This window comes from Ruminococcus sp. 5_1_39BFAA (assembly GCF_964240875.1).
In the GTDB taxonomy this organism is placed as follows: domain Bacteria; phylum Bacillota; class Clostridia; order Lachnospirales; family Lachnospiraceae; genus Blautia_A.
In genome coordinates this window covers 408866-434374 of record NZ_CAXSVO010000001.1, presented here as the reverse complement: position 1 = coordinate 434374, position 25509 = coordinate 408866, and the positions used below count along the sequence as shown (strand labels likewise).

24 protein-coding genes are annotated in these 25509 nt (G+C 47.3%); 22 read left to right on the top strand and 2 right to left on the bottom strand.

What is annotated here, in order from left to right; translation table 11 throughout:
• From ACESZH_RS01930 to hpf, 6 genes are all read left to right on the top strand, one after another.
• Window positions 1–921 (top strand): ABC transporter permease, encoded by a 921-nt coding sequence (locus ACESZH_RS01930; RefSeq protein ID WP_373216316.1) that lies wholly within the window; start codon window positions 1–3, stop codon window positions 919–921.
• Window positions 922–949: 28 nt separating this feature from the next.
• Complete coding sequence (locus ACESZH_RS01925; protein WP_373216315.1) at window positions 950–2575, top strand: amidohydrolase family protein; 1626 nt, start codon at window positions 950–952, stop codon at window positions 2573–2575.
• Window positions 2572–3759 (top strand): YgeY family selenium metabolism-linked hydrolase, encoded by a 1188-nt coding sequence (locus ACESZH_RS01920; RefSeq protein WP_373216313.1) that lies wholly within the window; start codon window positions 2572–2574, stop codon window positions 3757–3759. Before ACESZH_RS01925 ends, ACESZH_RS01920 begins: the two co-directional genes overlap by 4 nt.
• Before the next feature lie 96 nt (window positions 3760–3855).
• Window positions 3856–4287 (top strand): hypothetical protein, encoded by a 432-nt coding sequence (locus tag ACESZH_RS01915; RefSeq protein WP_373216311.1) that lies wholly within the window; start codon window positions 3856–3858, stop codon window positions 4285–4287.
• A 117-nt stretch (window positions 4288–4404) separates the two neighbouring features.
• Window positions 4405–5175, top strand: coding sequence for a phosphoribosylformimino-5-aminoimidazole carboxamide ribotide isomerase (gene hisA, locus ACESZH_RS01910; protein ID WP_373216310.1), 771 nt, complete (start codon window positions 4405–4407; stop codon window positions 5173–5175).
• 65 nt (window positions 5176–5240) lie between these two features.
• A complete protein-coding gene (hpf, locus tag ACESZH_RS01905; protein WP_373216308.1) occupies window positions 5241–5768 on the top strand; it encodes a ribosome hibernation-promoting factor, HPF/YfiA family in 528 nt (175 codons plus the stop codon).
• 129 nt (window positions 5769–5897) lie between these two features.
• Here hpf and ACESZH_RS01900 read toward each other — a convergent pair whose 3' ends face one another.
• A complete protein-coding gene (locus ACESZH_RS01900) occupies window positions 5898–6458 on the bottom strand; it encodes a 4'-phosphopantetheinyl transferase superfamily protein (protein ID WP_373216307.1) in 561 nt (186 codons plus the stop codon).
• A 205-nt stretch (window positions 6459–6663) separates the two neighbouring features.
• Here ACESZH_RS01900 and secA point away from each other — a divergent pair, with 205 nt between their 5' ends.
• The gene (gene secA / locus ACESZH_RS01895; RefSeq protein WP_373216305.1) at window positions 6664–9240 is read left to right on the top strand and encodes a preprotein translocase subunit SecA; all 2577 of its coding nucleotides are present in this window, start codon (window positions 6664–6666) and stop codon (window positions 9238–9240) included.
• Window positions 9241–9265: 25 nt separating this feature from the next.
• On the opposite strand, the gene ACESZH_RS01890 is transcribed toward secA, so the two are convergent.
• Window positions 9266–10090, bottom strand: a complete 825-nt coding sequence (locus ACESZH_RS01890; protein WP_373216303.1) for a helix-turn-helix domain-containing protein — start codon at window positions 10088–10090, stop codon at window positions 9266–9268.
• Between the two features lie 180 nt (window positions 10091–10270).
• On the opposite strand from ACESZH_RS01890, the gene dapF reads away from it, so the two are divergent.
• From dapF to ACESZH_RS01815, 15 genes are all read left to right on the top strand, one after another.
• Window positions 10271–11119: a diaminopimelate epimerase gene (dapF, locus tag ACESZH_RS01885; protein ID WP_373216301.1), complete on the top strand. Its 849-nt coding sequence runs from the start codon at window positions 10271–10273 to the stop codon at window positions 11117–11119.
• 93 nt (window positions 11120–11212) lie between these two features.
• Window positions 11213–11902 (top strand): response regulator transcription factor, encoded by a 690-nt coding sequence (locus tag ACESZH_RS01880; RefSeq protein WP_373216300.1) that lies wholly within the window; start codon window positions 11213–11215, stop codon window positions 11900–11902.
• Window positions 11899–13305 (top strand): ATP-binding protein, encoded by a 1407-nt coding sequence (locus tag ACESZH_RS01875; protein ID WP_373216299.1) that lies wholly within the window; start codon window positions 11899–11901, stop codon window positions 13303–13305. Before ACESZH_RS01880 ends, ACESZH_RS01875 begins: the two co-directional genes overlap by 4 nt.
• A 116-nt stretch (window positions 13306–13421) precedes the next feature.
• The gene (locus ACESZH_RS01870) at window positions 13422–14444 is read left to right on the top strand and encodes a hypothetical protein (RefSeq protein WP_373216298.1); all 1023 of its coding nucleotides are present in this window, start codon (window positions 13422–13424) and stop codon (window positions 14442–14444) included.
• Window positions 14441–15361, top strand: coding sequence for a formyltransferase family protein (locus ACESZH_RS01865; protein ID WP_373216297.1), 921 nt, complete (start codon window positions 14441–14443; stop codon window positions 15359–15361). Before ACESZH_RS01870 ends, ACESZH_RS01865 begins: the two co-directional genes overlap by 4 nt.
• Window positions 15342–15575, top strand: a complete 234-nt coding sequence (locus ACESZH_RS01860) for an acyl carrier protein (RefSeq protein ID WP_373216296.1) — start codon at window positions 15342–15344, stop codon at window positions 15573–15575. Before ACESZH_RS01865 ends, ACESZH_RS01860 begins: the two co-directional genes overlap by 20 nt.
• A 1-nt stretch (window position 15576) precedes the next feature.
• Window positions 15577–17160, top strand: coding sequence for an MBOAT family protein (locus tag ACESZH_RS01855; protein WP_373216294.1), 1584 nt, complete (start codon window positions 15577–15579; stop codon window positions 17158–17160).
• Window positions 17147–18142, top strand: coding sequence for a hypothetical protein (locus tag ACESZH_RS01850; protein ID WP_373216293.1), 996 nt, complete (start codon window positions 17147–17149; stop codon window positions 18140–18142). The genes ACESZH_RS01855 and ACESZH_RS01850 overlap by 14 nt, the downstream gene beginning before the upstream one ends.
• 306 nt (window positions 18143–18448) lie before the next feature.
• A protein-coding gene (prfB, locus tag ACESZH_RS01845) for a peptide chain release factor 2 (RefSeq protein ID WP_373216291.1) occupies window positions 18449–19562 on the top strand; the annotation gives its coding sequence in 2 pieces (ribosomal slippage) (window positions 18449–18523 and window positions 18525–19562; 1113 coding nt in all).
• An 81-nt stretch (window positions 19563–19643) separates the two neighbouring features.
• On the top strand, window positions 19644–20096 hold the full coding sequence (locus ACESZH_RS01840; RefSeq protein ID WP_373216290.1) for an ACT domain-containing protein: 453 nt from the start codon (window positions 19644–19646) through the stop codon (window positions 20094–20096).
• A gap of 7 nt (window positions 20097–20103) precedes the next feature.
• Window positions 20104–21321: a homoserine dehydrogenase gene (locus tag ACESZH_RS01835; protein WP_373216288.1), complete on the top strand. Its 1218-nt coding sequence runs from the start codon at window positions 20104–20106 to the stop codon at window positions 21319–21321.
• A 28-nt stretch (window positions 21322–21349) separates the two neighbouring features.
• Window positions 21350–22561 (top strand): cofactor-independent phosphoglycerate mutase, encoded by a 1212-nt coding sequence (locus tag ACESZH_RS01830; RefSeq protein ID WP_373216286.1) that lies wholly within the window; start codon window positions 21350–21352, stop codon window positions 22559–22561.
• Between the two features lie 24 nt (window positions 22562–22585).
• Window positions 22586–23794, top strand: coding sequence for an aspartate kinase (locus ACESZH_RS01825; protein WP_373216284.1), 1209 nt, complete (start codon window positions 22586–22588; stop codon window positions 23792–23794).
• A 23-nt stretch (window positions 23795–23817) separates the two neighbouring features.
• Entirely contained in the window at window positions 23818–24705 is an 888-nt protein-coding gene (locus tag ACESZH_RS01820; RefSeq protein ID WP_373216282.1) for a DegV family protein, read from the top strand.
• A 15-nt stretch (window positions 24706–24720) separates the two neighbouring features.
• Window positions 24721–25509, top strand: coding sequence for a DUF975 family protein (locus ACESZH_RS01815; protein WP_373216280.1), 789 nt, complete (start codon window positions 24721–24723; stop codon window positions 25507–25509).

Sequence of the window (25509 nt, the reverse complement as noted above, 5' to 3'; positions counted from 1 at the left end):
ATGCAGATATTTGTGAATTTGATATCCAGAGCATTTTTTATGAGTACGCCTCTGATTCTGGGGGCATTGGGCGAGGTGCTTGCAGAACGCACCGGAATGATGGTTACGGCTGTTGAGGGTATTTTCCTGATCGGAGCCTGGGGAGGCTTTATCGGCGCATATCTCTCAGGAAATATGCTTGTAGGTTTCTTGGCTGCTATGGGATGCGGTCTTTTGGTGTCCCTTCTTTATGGTGCCACAACGATTTATATGAACCAGCACCAGATCGTAATGGGAACTGCGATCTCTATATTGATAACAGGCTTCTGTACCTTCTTCTACCGTGTTATTTTCGGTGTGCAGACGGTGCCGCTTAAAGTATCGCCTCTTCCGGTGATAAAAATTCCGCTGCTGTCAAAAATCCCTGTGATCGGGCAGGTTCTGTTTTCGCAGAATATCATTACGTACCTTACGTATATTCTGGTTCCGATTATTTTCTTTGTAATCTATAAAACATCGCTGGGATTGTCCATGCGTTCCTGCGGAGAAAATCCTGAGGCAGCAGACGCAGCGGGAATCAATGTGGCAAAAACCAGATTCCTGGCTGTGGCAGTAGCAGGCTGCATGGGCGGCATTGCCGGAGCCTACTACTCACTTTGCAATGTGGGAATGTATAATGTGGAGATTATCGGCGGACGAGGCTGGATCGCATTTGGAATCTGCTTCTTAGGAAACTGGAATCCTGTGGGAGCGCTGATCTTCGGCATTATTTTCGGTATTTCCGATGCCCTGGGAACCTACGTGAGAGCGTTGGGAAATGCTTCGATTCCGAGCGAGCTGTTCAGCGCTCTGCCATATATTCTGGTAATCGTGCTAACGGTTTGCAGAAAACAGTTCAATGTTCCGGCTAAACTGGGCGCAAATTATGTAAAAGAGGATTAAAAGCCCCACAGAAAAGCGGATGATAAAAATGTTTGATTATCTTATAAAAAATGGTTTCATTGTAAACGGAAAAAAAGAAAAAGCTTTTCCTGGCGCCATCGGTGTGAAGAACGGAAAAATCGCAGAGGTTTTTCACACCCCGGAGCCTGAACGGGAGGTTTCTGCGGAGAAGATCCTGGATGCGGCAGGCAGCTATGTGACGCCGGGATTTATTGACATTCACCGCCATGGCGACTGGGAGGCTTTGCGAAACGGTGACGATGAGCTTTTAAACAGACAAGGATTGACCACAGTTGTAAACGGAAACTGTGGTCTTTCCGTTGCTCCGGCAGGGAGAAAATACCAGGAGGAAATTACGGCTTTTCTAAGCAGCGTAACGGGAAATCCGCCGAGGGATGTTGCTGCGGCACCGCCTGTTTCTGACATGAAGGAGTACATGGAGGCGCTGCGCAGGGTGAAACGAAGCGTAAACACCGGAATGCTGGTCGGAAACGGCACCATTCGCGCCGGTGTCAAAGGCTATGAAACGGGAAAGCTTTCCCGGACAGAGCTTCGGGAGGTGTGGAAGGCGATGGAGGAAGCCTTGGAAGCAGGAGCCCTGGGGGTGAGCCTGGGAATCGCTTACGCGCCGGAATTTGAGTATGACAGGGACGGCCTGGTGGAAGCGCTCCAGCCTTTGAAAAACGGGAATACCCCCATCACGGTCCATGTGAGAAATGAGGGAGATGGAATCTTGCCTTCTATGAAGGAGATTATTTCCGTCGGAAAAGCACTCAACATTCCTGTACATATCAGCCATCTGAAATGTATCGGAAAGAAAAACTGGGGAGAAACGCCGAGAGAGATACTGCGGCTTTTTGATGAGGCTGCCAGCCAGGGTGTAAAAGTGGACTTTGATCTTTACCCTTATCTCACAGGCTCCACTCAGCTTGTCCATGTGCTGCCGCCCCAGTGTCAGCAAGGGGGAACACAGGCCATTTTAGAGCACCTGGCAGATCCGGATTATCGCAGATACCTGACGGAAATCCTACAGAAGCCTTCCCGGGAGTTTGAGAATATTGTGGAGCTGGCAGGGTTTGAGCGAATTTATGCCAGCACTCTCCATACGAAGGAATATGGTTCTTATGCAGGCCAGTCCATCGCAGAGATTGCGGGAAGGCTTGGGAGGGATCCCTATGAAACCCTGTATGACATCCTTCTGGCTGAAAAGTGCAGGGTGACCATGCTGGATACCATTGCTTCGGAGGAGGATATGCTGTTTTTCCTTTCTGATGAGAGGGCAAACCTGATATCCGATGCTATTTATCCGGCAGGAGGCAAATACCATCCAAGGGTCTGCGGGGCGTTTCCAAAGCTTTTGACAGACTATGTAAGGGACAAAAGAATTTTTTCCATTGAGGATGCGGTTTACAAAATGACGGCAAAGCCCGCCCGGGTGCTGGGGATAAAACGTGGTACACTGGAGGCAGGAATGCCGGCGGACATCAATGTATTTCATCTGGAAAAGCTTGCTGTGCCTGCAGATTTTGAACATCCGGATAAGCTGTGCACCGGATTCGACTATGTTTTGGTGAATGGTCAGATCGTTGTAGAAAAGGATGTGTGGAGGAATCCGGGCTGCGGCCAGGTGGTTACGGAAGGGAGCGAAATATGAAGCTGACAGAAAAAAGAAAAAACGAAGTCCTTGCGCTGTGCAAAAAACTGATTTCCGCCCGCAGCTACTCCGGCGAGGAGGAAGCTGTGGCAAAGGAAGTGTCAGAATATATGAAGGCGCACCTTTTTGATGAAGTAATGGTGGATCCATACGGCAATGTGATCGGCAGGATTACGGGAAACCGCACGGGCAGCAGAGTACTTTTTGACGGACATATGGATACGGTTCCGGCAGAAAATCCGGAAGCCTGGACCCATGATCCCTTCACGCCTGTTGTGGAGAATGACAGGCTTTATGGAAGGGGAACCTCTGATATGAAGGGAGCAGTAGCAGCCTTTTTGTCTGCCGCAGCTTTTTTCGCAGAGGATTTTGGACGGGATTTTGCCGGGGAGCTTTACCTGGCAGGAGTGGTGCATGAGGAGTGCTTTGAGGGTGTGGCTGCCAGAAGCATCAGCGAGATCGTAAAACCGGATTATGTAATCATTGGAGAGGCCTCTGAGCTGAACCTGAAAACAGGTCAGAGAGGCAGGGCGGAGATTGTTCTGGAAACTTTTGGAAAAGCGGCCCATTCCGCAAACCCGGAGAAAGGGATCAATGCAGTGATGAAGATGTGTGAGCTTCTTCCTGAAATCAAAAAAATCCAGCCTCCGGTACATGAAAAGCTGGGCAAGGGGATTTTGGAGCTGACTGACATCATTTCCGCGCCTTATCCGGGAGCATCCGTAGTGCCGGAATACTGCCGGGCAACCTTTGACCGCCGCCTGCTTACCGGGGAAACACGGGAGAGTGTGCTTGCGCCTATTCAGGCAGTGATCCGTGAAAAAATGGAGGAAGATAAAGAGCTTCGTGCAAAGGTTTCCTTTTCCACAGGAAAAGAAAAATGCTATACCGGAGCGGAAATTCAGGGAGAGCGCTTTTTCCCGGGCTGGTATTATCCTCCGGAAGAGGAATACATCAGGAAAATCGAAGAGGAATTAAAAAATTCCGGCTATTCTCCAAAATTAACCCAGTATAGCTTTTGTACAAACGGAAGCCATTATGCAGGAGAAAAGGGATTTAAAACACTGGGATTGGGACCGTCCAGGGAAAATCTGGCGCACACGGCAGATGAATATGTGGAGCTGTCACAGCTTTTCGGAGCAGCAGAGTGCTATTACGGAGTGATGAAAGCGCTTTTAAAATAAAGTTAAAAAAATTTTTTCGGCTTCTCAGAATAGGATTCGGTAAAATGTGCATATTAGGAATATAAATCAACTTTCAAGGAAAAGGAGACAGATAGAATGAAAAAATTCAAAGCTATTCTGACAGGCACCTTACTTGTATTTACATTATGCGCATTTACTGCCTGTGGTACAAACGACAACACAGCAACCGACGAGGCCAATGACACAGTAACCGATGACAATGCTGCTAACGATGATACTACGGCTGGCGATGCAGATAACGCAGCGGAAAATAATGCGGCAGACAATGGGGCAGATAATGCGGCCAACAATGCAGCAGATAACGCAGCAGGCGATACAGCAGCAGACAATGCAGCAGACAACACAGATACACCGGTCACAGATGATACCGCTGTTGACGAAAACAATAACGGAGACGGCACAGTTTCCGGTGAGCTGGGCAACAGTGTAAAGGACCTGGGTGACGGCGTAGGTGATGCTGTGGAAGATGTAGGCGATGCAGTAGGAAACGCAACCGAGGGAAGATAGTATACGGGAGATTTGCAGTCAGAGATTGCAGAACCCAGGATTTGATGCTATTATCAATGCATGAAAAGAAAAGCCGTAACCTTGCAGTGATACGCAGGTACGGCGCAGGAGGTAAATATGAAATTCCGGCCATGCATTGATATACATAATGGAAAAGTAAAACAGATCGTGGGAGGAAGCCTGAAGGACGCAGGGGATCAGGCAAAGGAAAACTTTGTGTCAGAGCAGGACGCGGCTTTTTATGCCAGAATGTACCGTGATGCGGGATTAAGAGGCGGTCATGTGGTCCTTTTAAACGGCGCAGATTCCCCGTATTACGAAGCTACCAAACAGCAGGCTTTTCTGGCGCTTGGAGCTTATCCGGGAGGTCTGCAGCTTGGTGGCGGAGTAAACCCGGAAAACGCTGCAGAATACTTAGATGCAGGAGCGAGCCATGTGATCGTTACCTCATTTGTTTTTAAGGATGGACAGATTTCCTGGGAAAATCTGGAAAGAATGGAAAAGAGTGCAGGGCGTGAGAAGCTGGTATTGGATTTAAGCTGCCGGAAAAAAGATGACCATTATTATATTGTGACGGACCGTTGGCAGAAGTTTACCCAGGTCCCGGTTACGCTTGATCTGATGGAGGAGCTGGGCAGCCATTGTGATGAATTTCTCATCCATGCAGTAGATGTGGAGGGGAAGGCGAAGGGCATTGAGAAGGAACTGGCTGCGCTTCTGGGGCAGTATAAGGCACGTCCTGTCACCTATGCAGGTGGTGTAGGTTCACTGGAGGATGTGGAAACTCTGCGGAGGGCAGCAGGCGGGAAACTTGATGTGACTGTAGGCAGTGCGCTGGACATTTTCGGCGGACCAATACCTTTTGAAAAAATGGTGAATTTATTATAAAATGATACTAATATTCACGCCGATGTGTTATAATAAGCTTATCAAACAGCAAAGGGGATGGAAGCATGAATTTTATAATCAGCGGAAAAAATATACCAGTAACGGAAGGGCTTAGAACAGCAGTAGAGGACAAGCTTGGAAAGCTGGAAAGGTATTTCACTCCTGACACCGAAGTTGTAGTAACTTTAAGTGTGGAAAAAGAAAGACAGAAAATTGAAGTGACGATCCCTGTAAAGGGAAATATCATCCGTTCCGAGCAGGTAAGCAACGACATGTACGTGTCCATTGATCTGGTAGAGGAAGTAATCGAACGCCAGCTCCGGAAATACAAAAATAAAATTGTGGACAAGCAGCAGGCTGCCGCAAGCTTCCAGAAAGCATATCTGGACAAGGATTACGAGGAGGATGAAGAGGTTAAGATCATCCGTACCAAGAAGTTTGACATTAAACCCATGTATCCGGAAGATGCCTGTGTACAGATGGAGCTTTTAGGACATAACTTCTTCGTATTCTGCAATGCAGAGACAGACCAGGTAAACGTTGTCTACAAGAGAAAAGGAAACACCTACGGGCTGATCGAGCCGGAGGTATAAAAGCATCCGAAGTTTTATAAGGGCTGATAAAGTACAAAAGCCGCCCGGGAGTACAGACGTATTCTCGGGCATTTTCTAGTTTCGTAGGAAAGTACTCCATTTTATTCATAATAGGGCGAAACAAAGAGTTTACATAAAACTGTAAGAGAGATAATATTTCCCCTTTTCCAAAGGAAGGCTGACCGTATGGATCTCCGGGTGAAGCAGGAGGATATCACGGAAATCACCTGTGATTCCCTCTCCGGTGAGCTTTACGGCGCTTTCTTTTTTTGTCCACAGACGGCAGAAATCTTCGTCTGTGACGATGGATAGCTTTTCTTCCGGGGTGCATATACGTCGCACAACGGCAGGGCGGAGGGGAACAGTCTGCTGGATATCCAGCCCTATTTCACTGTGGTGCAGAGCGCAGCCTACATAACTGCCGCTGTGGCTGATGCTGAAAAAGGGCATATTCTTTCCTATAAGGCAGGGTTTTCCGGATGGGCTTAAGGAAATATCAGGAAGCTTTCTCATGCCATATTCCTTGCGAAGACCGTAAACCAGCAGAAGATAACCGATGACTGTGCGCTTCTGATCCTCAATCCTCCGAAAATGCAGTGCGTATTCCCGCCGGGCAGGCGGAAGAAACGGCAGGGCGCGGGAAAGGGTCTCTTCAGTAAAGGTATCCAGTGACGGAAAAAGATAGATCATAGCGGAAAAGCCTCCTGTTTCTTTTGGGATATTTTAGTACGGAAAAGCTGCTGCTGTCAACACGGTAAAGGGAGGAAAACAACCGTGAACAGCAGCACATACTTTGTTCATTAAAAATTTATTGTTTTCCTGGCAGGAAAGTGATAAAATGGTAGAATATATTAGGTTATATCAAATAAAGTCAAAACAGGAGCAAAAGAGATTCATGAATATGTTTTCAAAAGTTTTCGGAACACACAGCCAGCGTGAAGTGAAGAGAATCATGCCGCTGGTAAACAAAATAGAGAGCCTGCGTCCTGAGATGCAGAAATTGACTGATGAAGAACTTCGGGATAAGACCAGACAGTACAAAAAACGTCTGGAAGAAGGAGAGACACTGGATGACCTGCTTCCGGAGGCTTTTGCAACCGTCCGTGAGGCTGCGAAACGTGTACTGGGAATGGAGCATTACCAGGTACAGCTTATCGGCGGTATCATCCTTCATCAGGGCCGTATCGCAGAGATGAAGACTGGTGAAGGTAAAACCCTGGTTTCCACGCTTCCGGCTTATCTGAACGCTCTGGAGGGCAGAGGCGTACACATTGTAACGGTTAACGACTATCTGGCAAAGCGTGATGCTGAGTGGATGGGAAAGGTTCACGAGTTCCTGGGCCTGACCGTAGGCGTTGTATTAAACGACATGAAGCCAGAGGAGCGCCGTGCAGCATATGGCAGCGACATTACTTATGTTACAAATAACGAGCTGGGATTTGATTACCTCCGTGATAATATGGTTATCTATAAGGAGCAGCTTGTACAGCGCGAGCTGCACTACTGTATCATCGACGAGGTTGACTCCGTACTGATCGACGAGGCGCGTACCCCTCTGATCATTTCCGGACAGAGCGGCAAATCCACCAAGCTTTATGAGGTGTGCGACATCCTTGCACAGCAGCTCGAGCGCGGTGAAGCCAGCCACGAAATGACAAAGATGGCAGCCATCATGGGTGAGGAAGTCATTGAGACAGGCGATTTTGTAGTCAATGAAAAGGACAAGATCGTAAACCTTACCGAACAGGGTGTAAAAAAGGTTGAGAAATTCTTCAGCATCCAGAACCTGGCAGACCCGGAAAACCTGGAGATCCAGCACAACATCATCCTTGCCCTTCGTGCTCATAATCTGATGCACAAGGATCAGGATTATGTGGTAAAGGATGATGAGATCCTTATCGTAGATGAGTTTACAGGACGTATCATGCCGGGCCGCCGCTATTCTGACGGACTTCACCAGGCAATCGAGGCGAAGGAGCATGTAAAGGTAAAGCGTGAGAGCAAAACTCTGGCAACCATTACCTTCCAGAACTTCTTCAATAAATATGACAAAAAGGGCGGTATGACAGGTACAGCTCTCACAGAGGAAAAAGAGTTCCGTGATATTTATGCAATGGACGTTGTTGAGATCCCTACCAACAGGCCGGTTGCACGTAAGGACCTGAACGATGCGGTTTATATGACAAAGAAAGAGAAGTTCAATGCCGTTGTCCAGGCAGTAAAGGAAGCGCATGAGAAGCAGCAGCCTGTACTGGTGGGTACCATCACCATTGAGACTTCCGAGCTGTTAAGCCGTATGCTGAAAAGAGAGGGAATCCAGCATAACGTACTGAATGCAAAATTCCATGAACTGGAGGCTGAAATCGTAGCACAGGCAGGACAGGCAGGAGCCGTTACCATTGCCACCAACATGGCAGGACGTGGTACGGATATTAAGCTGGACGAGGTTGCAAGAGATGCCGGAGGTCTTAAGATCATCGGTACAGAGCGCCATGAATCAAGACGTATTGATAACCAGCTCCGCGGTCGTTCCGGACGTCAGGGAGATCCGGGTGAATCCCGTTTTTACATTTCCCTGGAGGATGATCTGATGCGTCTGTTCGGTTCCGAACGTCTCATGAAGGTATTCACCTCCCTGGGCGTTGCTGAGAATGAGCAGATCGAACATAAAATGCTTTCCAGTGCTATCGAGAAGGCACAGGAAAAGATTGAGTTTAATAACTTCGGTATCCGTAAAAACCTGCTTGATTACGATGCGGTAAATAACGAGCAGCGTGAGATTATTTATAAAGAGCGCCGCCAGGTTCTGGACGGCGAGAACATGCGCGATGCCATCTACAAGATGATCACAGACATTGTGGACAGCACGGTAGATATGTGCTTCTCTGATGATGTGGATTCTGAGGAATGGGATCTGGACGAGTTTAACTCCGTACTCCGCCCCATTATTCCTATTGAGCCTGTTACCTCCGAAAAGGTAAAAGGCAAGAGAAAGAATGAGATGAAGCATGTGGTCAAAGAGGAGGCAGTGAAGCTTTACGAGGCAAAGGAATCCGAATTCCCGGAGGCAGAGCAGCTTCGTGAACTGGAGCGTGTCATCCTTCTGAAGAGCATTGACAGCAAGTGGATGGATCACATTGACGACATGGAAATTCTCCGTCAGGGTATCGGTCTGACAGCATACGGCCAGCGAGATCCGGTTGTAGAATACAAGATGAGCGCATTCGAGATGTTCAACAATATGATCTCCTCCATTCAGGAGAATACAGTGAGAATGCTTTATCATGTTCATGTTGAGCAGAAGATCGAGCGTGAGCAGGTTGCCAAGGTTACAGGAACAAATAAAGATGACTCTCTTGGTCGCAAACCGGTTCAGCGTAAGGAAATCAAGGTTTACCCCAACGATCCGTGCCCATGTGGAAGCGGTAAAAAATACAAACAGTGCTGCGGTAGAAAAGCAGCGAAGGCATGACAATAAAAAGAGGCGCACTGCCCGGCTATTTGCTGGGCGGTGCGCCAAATTGTTTTTTGTAGGCACGGGAGAAGGTAGTGTAGTCTGTAAAGCCGCTCATGTGGGCTGCTTTTACTACAGGAGTACCCTGGGAGATCAATGTGCGTGCCATAAGAAGCCGCTTGCTGATGATATAGCTGTGAATGGTGTATCCTGTTTCTTCCTTGAACTTTCGCATCATATGATACTTGCTCAGGTAATATTTACGGGCAAGGGTTTCGATGGAAAGGTCAGCCGTGAGGTTGTGGTTGATGTACCGCAGAAGGCTTTCCACCTGGGAATCATAGGTGTAGGATTTCTGGTCAAGAATATATTGCTTTTCCAGAAAAATGCGGTTTACGTAAACCATGAACTGGGTGAAAAGGGCATCGCTGAGCAGGTCGCTTCCAAATTCCTCTGCTTTTAAGGAAGCAGAAAGGTCATACAGAAGTTCCTTTAAGTGTTCCTGAACCTGAGAATCCAGACGGATGAGGTTAAAGCTCCGGTCGCTGGCCTTCTGAAAGCAGCGGGTAAGCTCCTGATGGGCAATGTCATCGCGGATCCACAGAATAAAGCGCTCATAAGGCACCGAAGGATCGATCTCTGGTTTATGTATGGCGTGGCGGCTCACCAGAAGAATATCCCAGGGCTTCAGGTAATAGGATTTTCCCTCAATGTGATAGGCGGCTCGTCCGGAGAGAAATACCACCACCTTGTGAAAATCATGGTAGTGATAGGCAAATTCTTTTTTCGTCTGATCTTTAATATGAAAAAGCCGGAATTCCTGTTCCAGATAACCGGATTTTTCCGTAGGTTCCTGAAAAGTTCCCATAATATCCTCCCTTTCCTGTTTCTATTTATGATACCTGAACTGATATTATTATACAAGACAATCTGCGCATTTTTTGCAATATAATCCGCAAGTTATCCTATATACATGGGAAAAATAACAGATATAATAGAAGTAACAAAACGGCGTTTTTCGGAAAAGGATTCAGAAAGGGAGCAAGTTATGAGAGACAGCATCATTTTGACAAAATATCAGGGATTAGGAAACGATTATCTTATATTAGATGCAAACAGAAACAGGATACAGCTTCAGGGAAAAAAGGTAGCACTGTTGTGCCAGAGAGGTTTTGGGCTTGGAGCGGACGGCATTCTTTACGGACCGGTTGACATTAACGGAAAAATGGGCGTGCACATCTATAATTCCGATGGAAGCGAGTCCGCTATCAGTGGAAACGGCGTGCGAATATTTGCGAAATATCTGATGGATCAGGAATATGTAAAGGAACAGGAATTTGACATTGAAACACTGTCAGGCACCATTCATGTGGAATGTCTCAATGCCCGTGCCACGGAGTTCCGTGTGAATATGGGCAAGGCATCCTTCCTTTCCAGAGAAATTCCGGTAAGCGGCGAGGTACGCGAGGTTATCAACGAAACCTTTACCTTTAACGGACAGGAATATAAGGCAACCTGCCTGACTGTGGGCAATCCGCACTGTATTATTTTTACGGATAATGTAAGCAAAGAAATGGTTACAAAGCTTGGGCCATATGTGGAGGATGCGGAAGAATTTCCGGAACGTATGAATCTGCAGATATGCCATCAGATCGACAAGGGAAACCTGGATATTGAAATCTGGGAGCGCGGCTCCGGCTATACCAAGGCTTCCGGAACCGGAAGCTGTGCTGCAGCTATAGCAGCCTACCGCCTGGGAATGATGGAAAACCGTATTAACGTGAATCAGCCCGGCGGCATGATCCAGATCGACATTGCGGAGGACGGGACGATCTTTATGACCGGAACGGTGGGATATATTGCAGACGTGAGTGTGGCTGAGAGCTTCTTTTCCTGATTAAATATTACACGGTTGTTTCATATGAAAAAATAATGTATACTAATCTGTAACAAAACGATTGTATAGCGCAATCTCAATGGAGGAAGAGCTATGGGGAAGAAAATCCTTGTTGCAGATGATGATTTTCTCATACGCGATCTGCTCCGGGATATTCTGGAGCAGGAAGGGTATGAGGTGGCAGCGGCGGAGGATGGAATCCGTGCGCTGGAATATTATAGAGGACACCAGGATTTAGATTTGATTATCCTGGATATTTTGATGCCCGGAAAAAACGGGCTTTCGGTGCTTCGGGAAATCCACCGGAATTCACGGATTCCAGTAATTATGCTGACAGCTCTTGGAAGCTCGGAGAACGAGCTGGAGGGGTTTCAGGAAGGAGCCTGTGATTATATCAGTAAGCCCTTTCATGCGCAGGTACTTCTGGCAAGGGTGCGGGCAGCCCTGGAATACAAAGCTGTGGATGAACCGGAAAACAGAAACCGCTATACCATGGGAAAGCTTACGGTGGATCTGGACGGCTGCACGGTACGGGCAGCAGGTGTGGATGTGGAGCTGACAAACAAAGAGTATCAGCTTTTGGTCTATCTGATGGAAAACCGTAATATTGTTCTGTCCAGAAACCAGATTCTGGAGAGAATCTGGGGCTTTGACTACGAGGGAGATATCCGCACCATTGACACGCATATTAAGATGCTTCGCACCGATCTTGGAGAATGCGGAAATTATATCCGCACAGTCCGGGGTATGGGATACGTATTCCAGTGGGAGGAAGGCGTATGAAAAAGACGCTGAGAGCAAAATATATTTCAGCAGGATGCCTGATCATCGTAGGCTTTTTAAGCTTTCTTTTGGTTACGGCAAGAATTCTGCAGAATACTTTTGTGGAGCGCTGGAATCAGAAGCAGATGGAAGTTCTGGCTGAAGAGGTGATCGGGGAAATCGAAAGCAAAGACTGGAATCTGGCAAACGTGGATCTGGATACCATGGCCTTTGAGAATAATATTTCTGTAACCGTGGCAGATGATAGCTTTAATATTCTAAGCAGTACCAGAGCGCATGAGGTAGCCAGAGGTACGCTAGGCAATAAGAGTATGAAAGCCATCGGGGAAAATGAAAAGGCTCTGGATAACACGGGAAAAGGCTTTTACAGTGATTTCGATGATGACAATAAGGCATCTTTTATCCAGATCAACAAGATCAAAGGGTATGGGTATCTTCTGATCCGAAAATCTGTTACGGGCGTGAATGCCAGTATGTTTGTAATGGAAATCTGCTTCGCAATTGCAGCAGGGGTTACCTTGCTGGGTAGTATTCTGATGCTTATCTGGCTTACAGGAAAGATGGTCCGGCCTATCCGGGAAATCAATCGTGTGACAGGTCAGATAGCCAAGCTGAATTTTGATGAAAAGGCTGTTGTGGAAAGCGAGGATGAGTTGAGAGAACTGGCGCAGTCGGTTAACGTAATGTCTGACAGGCTCAAGGAAACCATGGAAAGTCTCACTCAGGATGTGGAAAATCGGAAGGCGCTGGTGCGCAATATGGCTCATGAGCTGAAAACCCCTATTGCCGTTATTATGGGATATGCTGAAAACATGTCTTATATTTCGAAAAAACAGCCTGAGAAGCTGGATAAATACTGTACCGTGATTTCAAATGAATGTGAGAGAATGGACAACCTTATCCGGCAGATGCTGGAGGTATCGGCGTACGAAGCAGGCGGAGATGCGTTAAACAGGACTGAATTTTTTGTAAAAGATCTGCTGGAAGGAGTACGCAGATGGTATGAGGATGAATTTCCGGAGAGAAAGGGCATTTACAAAGAAGCAGATGAAACTGCAAAAAAGATCAGAGGAGATTCCCAGGTGCTTCAGACAGGATTATATAACCTGGTAAAAAATGCTGTCCGTTATGGTAATCCGGACGGCCTTATCTTCATCCATGTATGGGAGGAAGCGGAACAGATTTACTTCAGTGTATTCAATGAAGGAAAAGGAATTCCTGTTCAGGAACAGGAAAAAATCTGGGATGTATTTTACAAGGTAGACGCTGCCAGAACAAGAGATGAAAAAAGCTTTGGAGTTGGTCTTTCCATTGTCAAGCAGGCGGCAATCGCCCATGGCGGCGGTGTGTTTGTGAAAAATCTGGACAATGGAGTAGAGGTAGGCTTTTTTATAAAAAATTAAAAGTATTACGGAAATATTTCACCAAGATTACACAAAAGCCTTTTATATTGATACAGAAATGTATCATTATGAAAGGCTTTTTGTATATCCGTTGGATATACAATGAGGGAAAAAGAATGCGATATTGTGAAAAATGCGGATTGCCGGAGAACTATCCGGGAATTCGTTTTGATGAAGAGGGAATCTGCAATTACTGCGGATTTTACGAAAAGCACAGGGAGCTTCTGGAAGACAAGGAGAAACGGGAAGCACTTTTTGCGGAACAGGTGGAGCTGGCAAAGAAAAAAGCCGCGGAAAGCGGCGCGCCCTATGACTGTATCGTGGGCTTCAGCGGAGGCAAGGACAGCACTTATATCATCTGGCAGATGAAACATACATATGGGCTGAGAGTCCTGGCAGTGACTTTCCAGAATGGTTTCCATACGGAATACGGGCGTAATAATATTGAGATCGCTCTGGACAAGATCGATGTGGATCACCTTACTGTACGGATGAAGGAAGACGAGCTGCGGAAGATATACAGCAAAAGCGTGTCTGTGCTGAAGAATTTCTGTTCTGTATGCTTCCATTATATGCACTATTACTGCCATGAGATCGCAGGACGCCTGAGCGTTCCGCTGATCGTAAACGGCAGGACAAAGGGACAGATCATGCAGACTGCTCTGGATGAGCGCGGCATAGAACCATTCCAGCTTTCCCATAATCTGCGGGAGTTTGAATACCAGATGTTCGGGGAGCTGTCTGAGCGTCTGGCACAGCGCGGCAGAGTGGATTACCTGGAAAATATGGCTGTTACATCCCTTTCTTATTTCGCTTATCATGATGTGTCAGAAGAGGAAACGATGGCATTTCTGGAAAAAGAACTTGGCTGGATCCGTCCAAAAAGCGGAGTTCCCCATGCAGATTGCTGGGCACATGCCATGGCAGAGAATTTCAGTATTAAAAAGAGAGGCTTCCCGATTAGGACGGGAGAACTGGCAGTGCTGGTCCGTTCCGGTGAATTGACGAAAGAGCTGGCAGGGGTGATGCTGAAAGAGGATTATGAGCATTACCGCACTGTGGATAAGGAGCTTTCCGATCGCTTTTATGAGAGAATCCGGGTGCGCACGCTTTCCGGAAAAAGCGGAGGCAGGGAATGACAGAGACAGGCAGCAGATTTGATGTTCTGTGCGGCAGCCGGTCTGTTTACGACAGGATCATTTTGCTGGGAACCGGAAAATTATTTCTGGACTGTATGGAATATACATCCAGGTTGGGCGTGCCCTATGCGGGTTACGATATGAGCGAAAAAACGCAAAAGGTGACGAGAGCCCAGGCTGCTGATAAGGGACTTTCCTATTTTCAAATAGAAAAAAAACTGATATATGAAGAACTCCGCAACGCTGGGGAAAGGATACTTCTTCTCAGTGTAATAAATCCCTGTATTATTCCGGGAGACATTCTGGACAGGGAAAATATTACGGCTTATAATTGCCATCAGGCGCTTCTTCCCAGACACAAGGGCAGAAATGCAGAAGCCTGGGCGTTATTTTCGGGAGATACGGAGACAGGAATTACCTGGCATAGGATGACTGCCGCGGTGGATGGAGGAGACATTCTGATTCAAAAGAAAATTCCCATCTCGGAGACAGCCACCTCGTTTCAAATTTTCCGCAGGCAGCTTGAAGCGGCATATGAAGCTTTTACGGAGTTTATGCCCCAGGTGCTAGCAGGAGAGGAAACATGCAGCAGGCAGGAGGATATATCGGACGGAGATTTCCATTATTCCTGGGAGATACCGGGAGACGGATATCTGGATTTGTCCTGGAGCGGTGAAAAGATCAGCCGTTTCCTGCGCTCCATGGATTATGGGATTTTAAAGACAATGCCCAGTCCAAGGGTTTTCCACGAGGGAAAAACCTATACCTTCAAAAGCAGCAGGATTGAAAGAACCAGCGGAGAATCTGAGGAACAGGTTCTTTTTGAGAGCAAATACATAACCATTATCAAACAGGATTATAAATTTACACTTTTAAAATACAAGGAGGAAAACGATAATGAAAGAGCAGTTGATTAACATTCTGGAGGGCTTACGTCCGGCAGTTGATTTTGAAACGGAGACAAAGCTTATTGATGAGGGAATTCTGGATTCCTTTGACCTGGTGTCTCTGATCGGGGAGATTAACGATACCTTTGACGTGGAGATTTCCTTTGATGATATTGAACCGGAAAACTTCAACTCTGTGGATGCCATGGAGAAGCTGATCCGGAGACTGACAGAGGAAGAGTAGGATGACAGTCAACCAGATAGCTTTTTTAAGTCTTGTGTTCGTATCTGTGATCCTTTATTATCTGGCGCCAAAAAAATACCAGTGGTGCGTCCTTCTGGGCGTCAGTCTGGTATTTTATTATCTCATGGGAGTCGATAATTTTCTTTATGTGCTGATCACCAGCGCAAGCCTTACCTGGGGGACAAAGAAAATATTCAGTCTGGACCAGGAACTGCAGGCGCGCCTGAAGGATAAGGAAAATCCTGTACCAAGGGAAGAACGCAAGGCATTGAAAAATGCTGTGAAAAGCAGAAAACGTCTATGGCTGACAGGGGTCATAGTAATCAACCTGGGAATCCTTCTGGTCTTAAAGTACGGCGACTTTTTTATTGAGAATGTCAACGGAATCCTGGGGTACTTTGGGATAAACGGCATGAACCAGCTTGGATTTATCGCGCCGCTGGGCATTTCTTACTATACCCTTCAGGGAATCGGCTATGCGCTGGAGGTGTATAAGGGAAAAGTGCAGCCGGAAAACAATCCGTTAAAAATATTGCTTTTTGTTACTTACTATCCCCAGATGACCCAGGGCCCCATCGGAAGATATCCGGATCTGGCACCCCAGCTTTTTTCCGGTCATGATTTTTCCTATGATAATCTGGCATGGGGCTGCCAGCGGATACTTTGGGGTCTGTTCAAAAAGGCCGTGATTTCCGATAATCTCCGGCCGTTGGTAAAATCTATTTTTGGAAGCTACACCGAGGTCAGCGGTTTTACCCTGTTCTTGGGATGTATCTATATGGTCTTTCAGATGTATGCGGATTTTTCCGGGTATACGGACATTGTGTGCGGTATTTCCAGGCTGTACGGCATCACTATGATGGAAAACTTCAAAAGACCGCTGTTTTCCCAGTCCCTGGGGGAATATTGGAGAAGATGGCATATCTCTCTGAGCTCCTGGTTCCGGGATTATGTGTTTTATCCTGCGTCCATTTCCAAAGGCGCACTGAAATTCGGAAAATTCGGTCAGAAGCATTTTTCTCCCAGGATCAAAAAGGTATTTCCGGTGGTATATGCTATGGCAATCGTATGGTTCTGTACTGGACTGTGGCATGACGCAAGCTGGCGGTATATCCTGTGGGGTGTGGCAAACGGCGTGGTACTCATTGCAGGTGTTGTCCTGGAACCACAGCTTACAGGGGCAAAACAAAAGCTGCACATCAACGAAGATGCCTGGTGGTGGAAGGGCTTTTGTATGCTGCGCACTTTTCTGATCGTAGCGCTGCTGAAGGTCTTTCCCGCAGCGGACACCACCGGAGGAAGCTTTGTTATCATCAGCAGGATTTTATTCCATTTTAATCCGCAGCTTACCTATAAAGCGCTTTTTATGGATGCGAAATGGTTTAATACAGCTTACGCTATGGGCGGGCTGCTGATCTTTCTGGCAGTAAGCATTTTAGAGACAAGAACCACCATGGAAGAGTGGATGGGAAAAAGACCGCTGGCAGTTCGCTGGCTGATTTATCTTTCGTTTATTGCGATGATCGGATATCTGGGGAATTTTGACGCTATAGTGACAGGAGGGTTTGAGTATGCGCAATTTTAAAAAGATCCTTCTGCGATTCCTTCTGATCGTGCTGTTCATTGTATTGATAGACAGAGTTGGGCATTATCTCTATGAGTCAGTGGGAGACAATACATATTTTACTATTGATGAGCTGAAGGAAGTGGACGGAACCATCGAGACACTGCTGCTGGGCACGTCGCTAATGCAGCGCGGCATGGACCCTGCCATCATCAGTGAGACGCTGGACACCACCTGCTTCAATCTGGCAAGCTCCGCCCAGCCCATTGCCGGTTCTTACTATCTGCTGAAGGATCAGATCAACAGGAGCCCCATCGAGCGGGTGTTCATGGGTGTGAGCGTAAAATCCTTTGTATCAGATGAGGACAGCAAAAGCACCACCTCCAAGCTGCGGGCCTTTGACCTGATTCGCTCGCCCCTGATAAAATGGCAGTTTCTGACGGAAATCGCGGAACCGGGAGAATACGAACGTTTCCTGTTCTTCCCCGCCAGAGTAGAAAAGGTGGTAGGCTTATCAGCCATGATCCGCAATGTGAAGTACCGCCAGACCGCAGCCTACCAAAACAGGATATCCTATCCGGGTGCTCCTTTTGAATACTACGGAATGGGCTTCCAAAGCAACGTAGAAGCATATGACGGTTCCCTGGCTAAGAATGTGATCCCGGAAACCTCCGTGTGGGCAAGGGAAAAAATCCTGGAAGAAAACATTTCCTACCTGAAAAAAATGGCCGAGCTTTGCCAGGAAAACAACGTAGAACTAAACATCGTAGTATTCCCCCATGTAGAAGACTACGCCACAAAACAAGGCAATCTCGCCGATATGGACGACTACCTGCAGGATTTCTGCACCGAAATCGGCGCAAACCTATATAACTACAACTACACAGCACGTCCAGACATCTACGGAATCCTCCCAAACGAATATTTCATGGACAGAAAACACCTCAACACCACCGGCGCCGCCCAAATGGCGGAAATGCTGTGTCAGGACTACCAAAAATAAAAAACCGCGGCTTTTTCATGTAATATGAAAGCCGCTGTTTTTTCCCTCCCTCTCCTCTTACAACTCCCCACAAACCGAACCCGCCAAATACAAAAAGATACCCAGGCGGAGGAATCCCCCCAAAAACTATCCCACGAATTTCCGGCGAAAAGCGGGGCCAACAGGGGGAGCGCGAGGGGGCATTCGGCCTTCGCAACTCTGAGATTGCCCCCTCCCAGTTTTTCTCCCAACAGTTGTTTTTTCAAAAAAAATATGCTATGTTATTAATGATTGTGTATACCAAAATAAATGAAAGAAGGTGAAGCTATGGTTGAATTAGACCAGTTCAAGAGCATTCTTGCAACATACACAGAACCATTAGTGGAAGTGAGGGATTCACTTTGACCTGGCTAACAAAGAGCAGCGGGTTGAAGAATTAGAGCGCGAAATGGAAGCGCCTGATTTCTGGGACAATGCAGAGCTTTCCCAGAAAAAAATGAAAGAATTGAAAAGCATGAAAGACGATATGGAAACCTATCAAAACCTGGTAACTCAGATGGAAGATATGGAAACCATGATAGAGATGGGCTATGAGGAAAACGATCCCTCCATAATCCCGGAAATCCAGGAAATGCTGGATGAGTTCCAACAGGATTTTGATACCATCCGTGTCAAAACCCTCCTGTCCGGTGAATACGACGGCGAAAACGCCATCATCAAGCTGAATGCGGGAGCCGGAGGAACAGAAGCCTGCGACTGGTGTGGAATGCTGTACCGTATGTACAGCCGCTGGGCTGACCGCAAAGGCTTTACAATGGAAGTCCTGGACTACCTGGACGGCGATGAAGCAGGCATCAAATCCGTAACCTTCCAGGTCAACGGCGAGAACGCCTACGGCCTGTTAAAATCCGAGAAAGGTGTTCACCGCCTTGTTCGTATTTCACCCTTCAATGCAGCGGGAAAACGTCAGACCTCCTTCGTATCCTGCGATGTCATGCCGGACATTGAAAAGGATCTGGATGTGGAAGTCAACGATGAAGACATCCGTATCGACACATACCGAAGCAGCGGCGCCGGCGGACAGCACATCAATAAAACCTCATCTGCTATCCGTATCACCCATTTCCCCACAGGAATCGTGGTACAGTGCCAGAATGAGCGTTCCCAGCATATGAATAAGGATAAAGCTATGCAGATGTTAAAAGCAAAGCTCTATCTTTTAAAGCAGCAGGAGGCTGAGGCAAAGCTTTCCGGTATTCGAGGAGAAGTGACTGAGATTGGCTGGGGAAACCAGATCCGTTCTTATGTTATGCAGCCATACACCATGGTAAAAGACCACCGCACCAATGAGGAGACTGGAAACGTGGACGCAGTGATGGACGGCGCCATTGATATTTTCATTAATGCTTACCTGAAATGGATTGCCCTTGCAAAGAAATAACTTGCAGACTTTGTTTTTGTATGGTAAGATATCCCTCATAGAAAAACATATGTCCCTATAATGCGGACAGAGGGGATTAAAATGCAGAAATTAACAGAAAAGAAAAAATATTATGTGGTGAGAGAACGTGCTGTACCCGAGGTTCTGCTGAAGGTGGTGGAAGCCCAAAAGCTTCTGGACTCCAAAAAAGCAGCCACTGTTCAGGAGGCTGCGGAGCAGACCGGCATCAGCCGCAGCTCTTTCTACAAATATAAGGATGACATTTTCCCCTTCCATGAAGAAGCCAGGGGAAAAACCATTACCTTTATCATACAGATGGATGATGAGCCGGGGATTTTGTCAAATGTACTTCAGACAATTGCGCATTATCACGGCAACATTCTGACCATCCACCAGAGTATCCCGATTAACGGTGTGGCAACTTTGACCCTGAGTGTGGATATTCTTCCCGGAAAGGGAGATGCGGAAGCCATGGTGGAAGACATTGAACAGATGGAAGGAATACACTATCTTAAAATTTTAGGCAGGGAGTAACGGACAAATGATAAATATTGCAGTATTAGGATACGGCACCGTAGGAAGCGGTGTTGTGGAGGTCATCAACACCAATCATGCCAGCATCAACAAGCGTGCCGGAGATGAGATCAATATTAAGTATGTACTGGACCTGAGAGAGTTTCCGGGAGATCCGGTAGAGAAGGTCCTTGTCCACGATTACGAGGTTATTGTAAATGACCCGGAGGTGGATATTGTGGTAGAGGTCATGGGCGGGATCGAGCCTGCGCATACCTTTGTAAAACGGGCTTTGGAAGCAGGAAAAAGCGTTTGCACATCCAATAAAGCTCTGGTGGCAAAGCATGGCCCAGAGCTGATGGAAATCGCCAGAGAGCGCAGCATTAACTTTTTATTTGAAGCAAGCTGCGGAGGCGGAATCCCTATTATCAGGGCTTTGAATTCTTCTCTCACAGCAGATGAGATTGATGAGGTTACCGGTATCCTGAACGGAACCACAAACTATATGCTTTACAAGATGAGTACAGAGGGGAGCCCCTTTGATACGGTATTAAAAGAAGCACAGGGAATGGGTTATGCGGAGGCAGACCCCACTGCAGATGTGGAGGGCTATGACGCCTGCCGCAAGATTGCAATCCTTTCTTCCCTGGCTTACGGAAAATTCTTAAATTACGAGGATATTTACACAGAGGGGATCACCAAGATCACCCCTATTGACATGGCATATGCAAAAGAGCTTGGAATGACCATCAAGCTTCTGGCTACCAGCCGGAAGATCGGTGACGATTCCTTCTATGCGATGGTGGCACCCTTCCTGATTGGAAAAACCAGCCCGCTGTACAGTGTAAATGATGTGTTTAATGGAATTTTCGTACACGGAAATGTGCTGGGAGATGCTATGTTCTATGGAAGCGGAGCAGGCAAGCTTCCCACTGCAAGCGCTGTAGTTGCCGATGTGGTGGATGAGGCGAAGCACCTTCACAGAAACATTATGACAAACTGGACCAGCCATCCTCTGAAGCTGATGGAGATGAGCGATGTGGAGGGGCGTTTCTTTGTCCGTGTGAAAGATACAACGCCGGATAAGGTTGACAGTGCTTTCGGTAAGGTGCAGATGATCGTGAGTCTGGAAAACTGCCCGGAGGAATTCGGCTTTATCACAAACAACATGACCCAGGGAGAATACCAGGAAAAGATCAGCAGTCTGGAAGGTACGGTTCTGTCCATGATCCGTGTAAAGGACTGAGAACAGAGCTGCGAAGTTGGAGGAGATTATGAAATATGTGGTAATTTTGGGCGATGGAATGGCGGACTGGCCTTTGGAGGAGCTAAACGGCGGTACGCCTCTTTCCTGCGCAAAAACGCCTGTTATGGATGAATTGGCAAAGGTTTCCGAAATCGGAACTGTGGCGACCATTCCGGAGGGAATGGCGCCCGGAAGCGATACGGCAAACCTTTCCGTGCTGGGCTATAACCCGGAGAAATATTACACCGGACGTTCTCCGCTGGAAGCATTGAGCATCGGTGTGGATATGAAGGATACAGATGTAGTGTTCCGCTGCAATATTGTAACTGTGACGGAGGAGGAAGGGCTTTCCTATGAGGAGCAGACGATTCTGGATCACAGTTCCGATGAGATCAGCACGGAGGATGCCGACGTACTGTTAAAGGCAGTGTGTGCGGAGCTGGAAAAAGAATTTGCAGACTATGCCTTTTACACGGGCACAAGCTACCGTCACTGTATGGTATGGGATAATGGAAATGTTGTGGAGCTGACACCGCCCCATGATATCCTGACCAGAAAAATCGGAGAGTATCTGCCAAAAGACCCCATTCTGCGCAGAATGCAGGAAAAAAGCTACGAAATCCTGAAAAACCATCCTCTGAATCTGGAGCGGAAGGCTAAGGGCTTAAAGCCTGGCAACAGCTTTTGGTTCTGGGGTGCAGGCACAAAGCCAATACTTACTTCCTTTGAGGAGATTTACCATAAAAAGGGTGTGATGATCTCTGCTGTGGATTTATTAAAGGGAATCGCAGTAGGTTCCGACATGGACAGGATCCTGGTGGAAGGTGCAAACGGCGGTCTGAACACCAATTATGAGGGCAAGGCGAAGGCAGCAGTGGACGCGCTCACAAAGGGCGGCTATGATTTTGCCTATGTGCATGTGGAAGCGCCGGATGAGATGGGACATCAGGGAAGCGTGGAGAGAAAAATAAAGGCAATTGAATATCTTGACCAGAGGCTTATTAAGCTTGTAAAGGACGGTCTGGATGAATCCGGAGAGGATTACCGGATGCTGATCCTGCCTGACCACCCCACGCCCATTAAGGTGCGCACCCATGTGGCTGAGCCGGTTCCATATCTGCTCTATGACAGCAGTGCGCCTCAGGAGCATACCTGGCATTATGATGAAAAAGATGCAGCCATACTGGGAAATAAGATTGACCACGGCTGGGATATGATGAGTTATCTGTTTTCAAAGTAAAATTAGCGCAGGAAGGAAATGTCTATGCTGATAGTAAAAAAATTCGGCGGTACCTCGGTGGCAAATAAAGAGCGCATCTTCAATGTTGCCAACCGCTGTATCGAAGAATACAGAAATGGAAATGACGTGGTTGTGGTTTTGTCCGCCATGGGAAAATATACGGATGAGCTGATCGATATGGCTCATGATATCAATGAAAAACCGCCAAAGAGAGAAATGGATATGCTGTTTACGATCGGAGAGCAGATGTCAGTGGCTCTCATGGCAATGGCGATGAATAAGCTGGGAGTTCCTGCTGTTTCTCTGAATGCCTTTCAGGTGACTATGCACACCACCAGCAATCATGGAAACGCCCGCCTGAAAAGAATTGATACAGAGCGTATCCGGCGGGAGCTGGACGCAAGGCGGATCGTGATCGTCACAGGCTTCCAGGGGGTAGATAAATACGATGATTATACTACTCTTGGGAGAGGCGGCTCCGATACCACGGCTGTGGCTCTGGCAGCAGCCCTTCATGCGGATGCCTGCGAGATCTACACAGACGTGGATGGTGTGTACACGGCAGACCCCCGTAAGGTTCCGAAGGCAAGAAAGCTTAAGGAGATCACGTATGACGAAATGCTGGATCTGGCAACTCTGGGAGCAGGAGTCCTTCACAACCGTTCCGTAGAGATGGCAAAAAAATACGGCGTGCCTCTTGTGGTACGGTCCAGTCTCAACAACAGTGAAGGAACGGTGGTTAAGGAGGTAGTTAGCGTGGAAAGAATGTTGATCAGCGGCGTTGCACTGGATACGGATGCAGTCCGCATTGCCATAATCGGTTTGAAGGATGTGCCGGGAACGGCATTTAAAGTATTTGATACTCTTGGAAAGAAAAACATCAATGTAGACGTGATCCTGCAGTCCATCGGACGTGCCGGAACAAAGGATATCTCCTTTACGGTACACAAAAATGACCTGGACGATGCGGTAGCTGTTCTGGAGGCAAACCGCGCCCGTCTTGGCTATAAGGAGCTGCATTCTGAGCGGAATATTGCAAAGCTTTCTATCGTAGGTGCAGGAATGATGAGCAATCCCGGCGTGGCTGCCAAGATGTTCGAAAGCCTGTATAATGAAGGCGTTAATATTAACATGATTTCCACCTCAGAAATCCGTGTTACGGTTCTCATCAATGAAAAGGACGGCATCCGCGCTATGAATGCGGTGCATGATGCCTTCGGTCTGGCTGACTGATTGTCGTTTAGAAGGAGGGAAATATGAGCGATTTTATCTTAAGTTGCTGTTCCACAGCGGACCTTACAAAAGAGCACTTTGAGGAACGGGAAATATCCTACATCTGCTTCCATTACGAGATGGACGGAAAACAGTACGATGACGATCTGGGTCAGTCCATGCCATTCGAAGAGTTTTATAAGGCAATGGCAAACGGCGCAGAGACTAAAACCTCACAGATCAACGCAGAGGAATTTATAGCCTATTTCGAAGGATTTCTGAAACAGGGAAAGGACATTCTGCATGTTTGCCTGTCATCCGGCATTACAGGGGTTATCAACTCTGCCCGGATCGCAAAGGAAGAACTGGAGGAGCGATATCCGGACAGAAAAATCCTGGTGTTGGATTCACTGGCAGCTTCCTCCGGCTACGGGCTTTTGATGGATCGTCTTGCAGACCTTCGGGATGAGGGGAAATCTATTGATGAGGTTTGCCAGTGGGCAGAGGAGCACAAGCTGAATCTCCATCACTGGTTTTTCTCCACGGATCTGACCTTTTATATAAAGGGAGGAAGAATTTCAAAGGCATCCGGATTTATCGGGGGAGTGCTGAATATCTGTCCTCTTTTGAACGTGGACAACAACGGTAAGCTGATTCCGAGATTCAAGATCCGCACAAAGAAAAAGGTAATCCGCGCCATTGTGGATAAGATGGAAGAGTTTGCGGATAATGGACTTGACTATTCTGATAAATGCTATATCTCCCAGTCCGGCTGCTATGAGGATGCCAGAGAAGTAGCAAATCTTGTTGAGGCCCGGTTCCCCAAATTAAAAGGCAAAGTAGAGATCAACTATGTGGGCACCACTATCGGAAGCCACACTGGTCCCGGTACGGTAGCCTTGTTCTTCTGGGGAAGCAAGCGGATCAACTAAGGAGAAATTTATTATATGAAAAAAAGTATACGAACGATCAAATCCTATGCGAAAAAGTCATTGCAGGGATGCTTTGGCAGCATGATATTGGGAATGCTGGCGGTTTTTGGGCTGAATGCCCTGGGAAGCAGGATGGCGACCAGACTGTTTGGCGGCAGCGGTATCCTGAATCTGATCCTGAGCGAGATATTCCTGTTGGTGGTATCACTGATCACCGGGATTTTTTCTGCAGGCTACTGCTATATGCAGTTAAATATCGCCAGAGAGAAAGAGTTTTCTCTGGGGGATCTGATCTACTTTTTTAAAAACCAGCCTGACCGGGTTATCATTGCCGGATTTGTGCTGGCGATCATCCAGGTGGTGACGGCCATTCCCTATTATTATGTGAGCTTTGCCACAGACATGGGCGTTACGCTGGAAGAGCAGATGGCGTGGATGACAAAAGTAATGGGTCTGATGCTGCTTTCCATTGTGCTGAATCTGCTGGTGAGCCTGCCATTTGCCATGACCTTTTATATTATGGCTGATGATGTGGAGCTGGGAGGAATTGCAGCGCTGAAGGAAAGCATGAGGCTGATGAAGGGAAATCTGGGCAGATATCTGCTTTTGCAGATCAGCTTTATCCCATTATTATTTTTATCCGTATTTACGCTGTATCTGGCGCTTTTATGGATCATTCCGTATATGGAAATGTCATCGGCGGCTTTTTACAGGGATTTAAGAGGGGAGTTTGACTATAGGGAAACTCTGCCGGAAAATCCAGGATATAACATCCCGGAATACAGAGACGATTCCGAGGCTTGA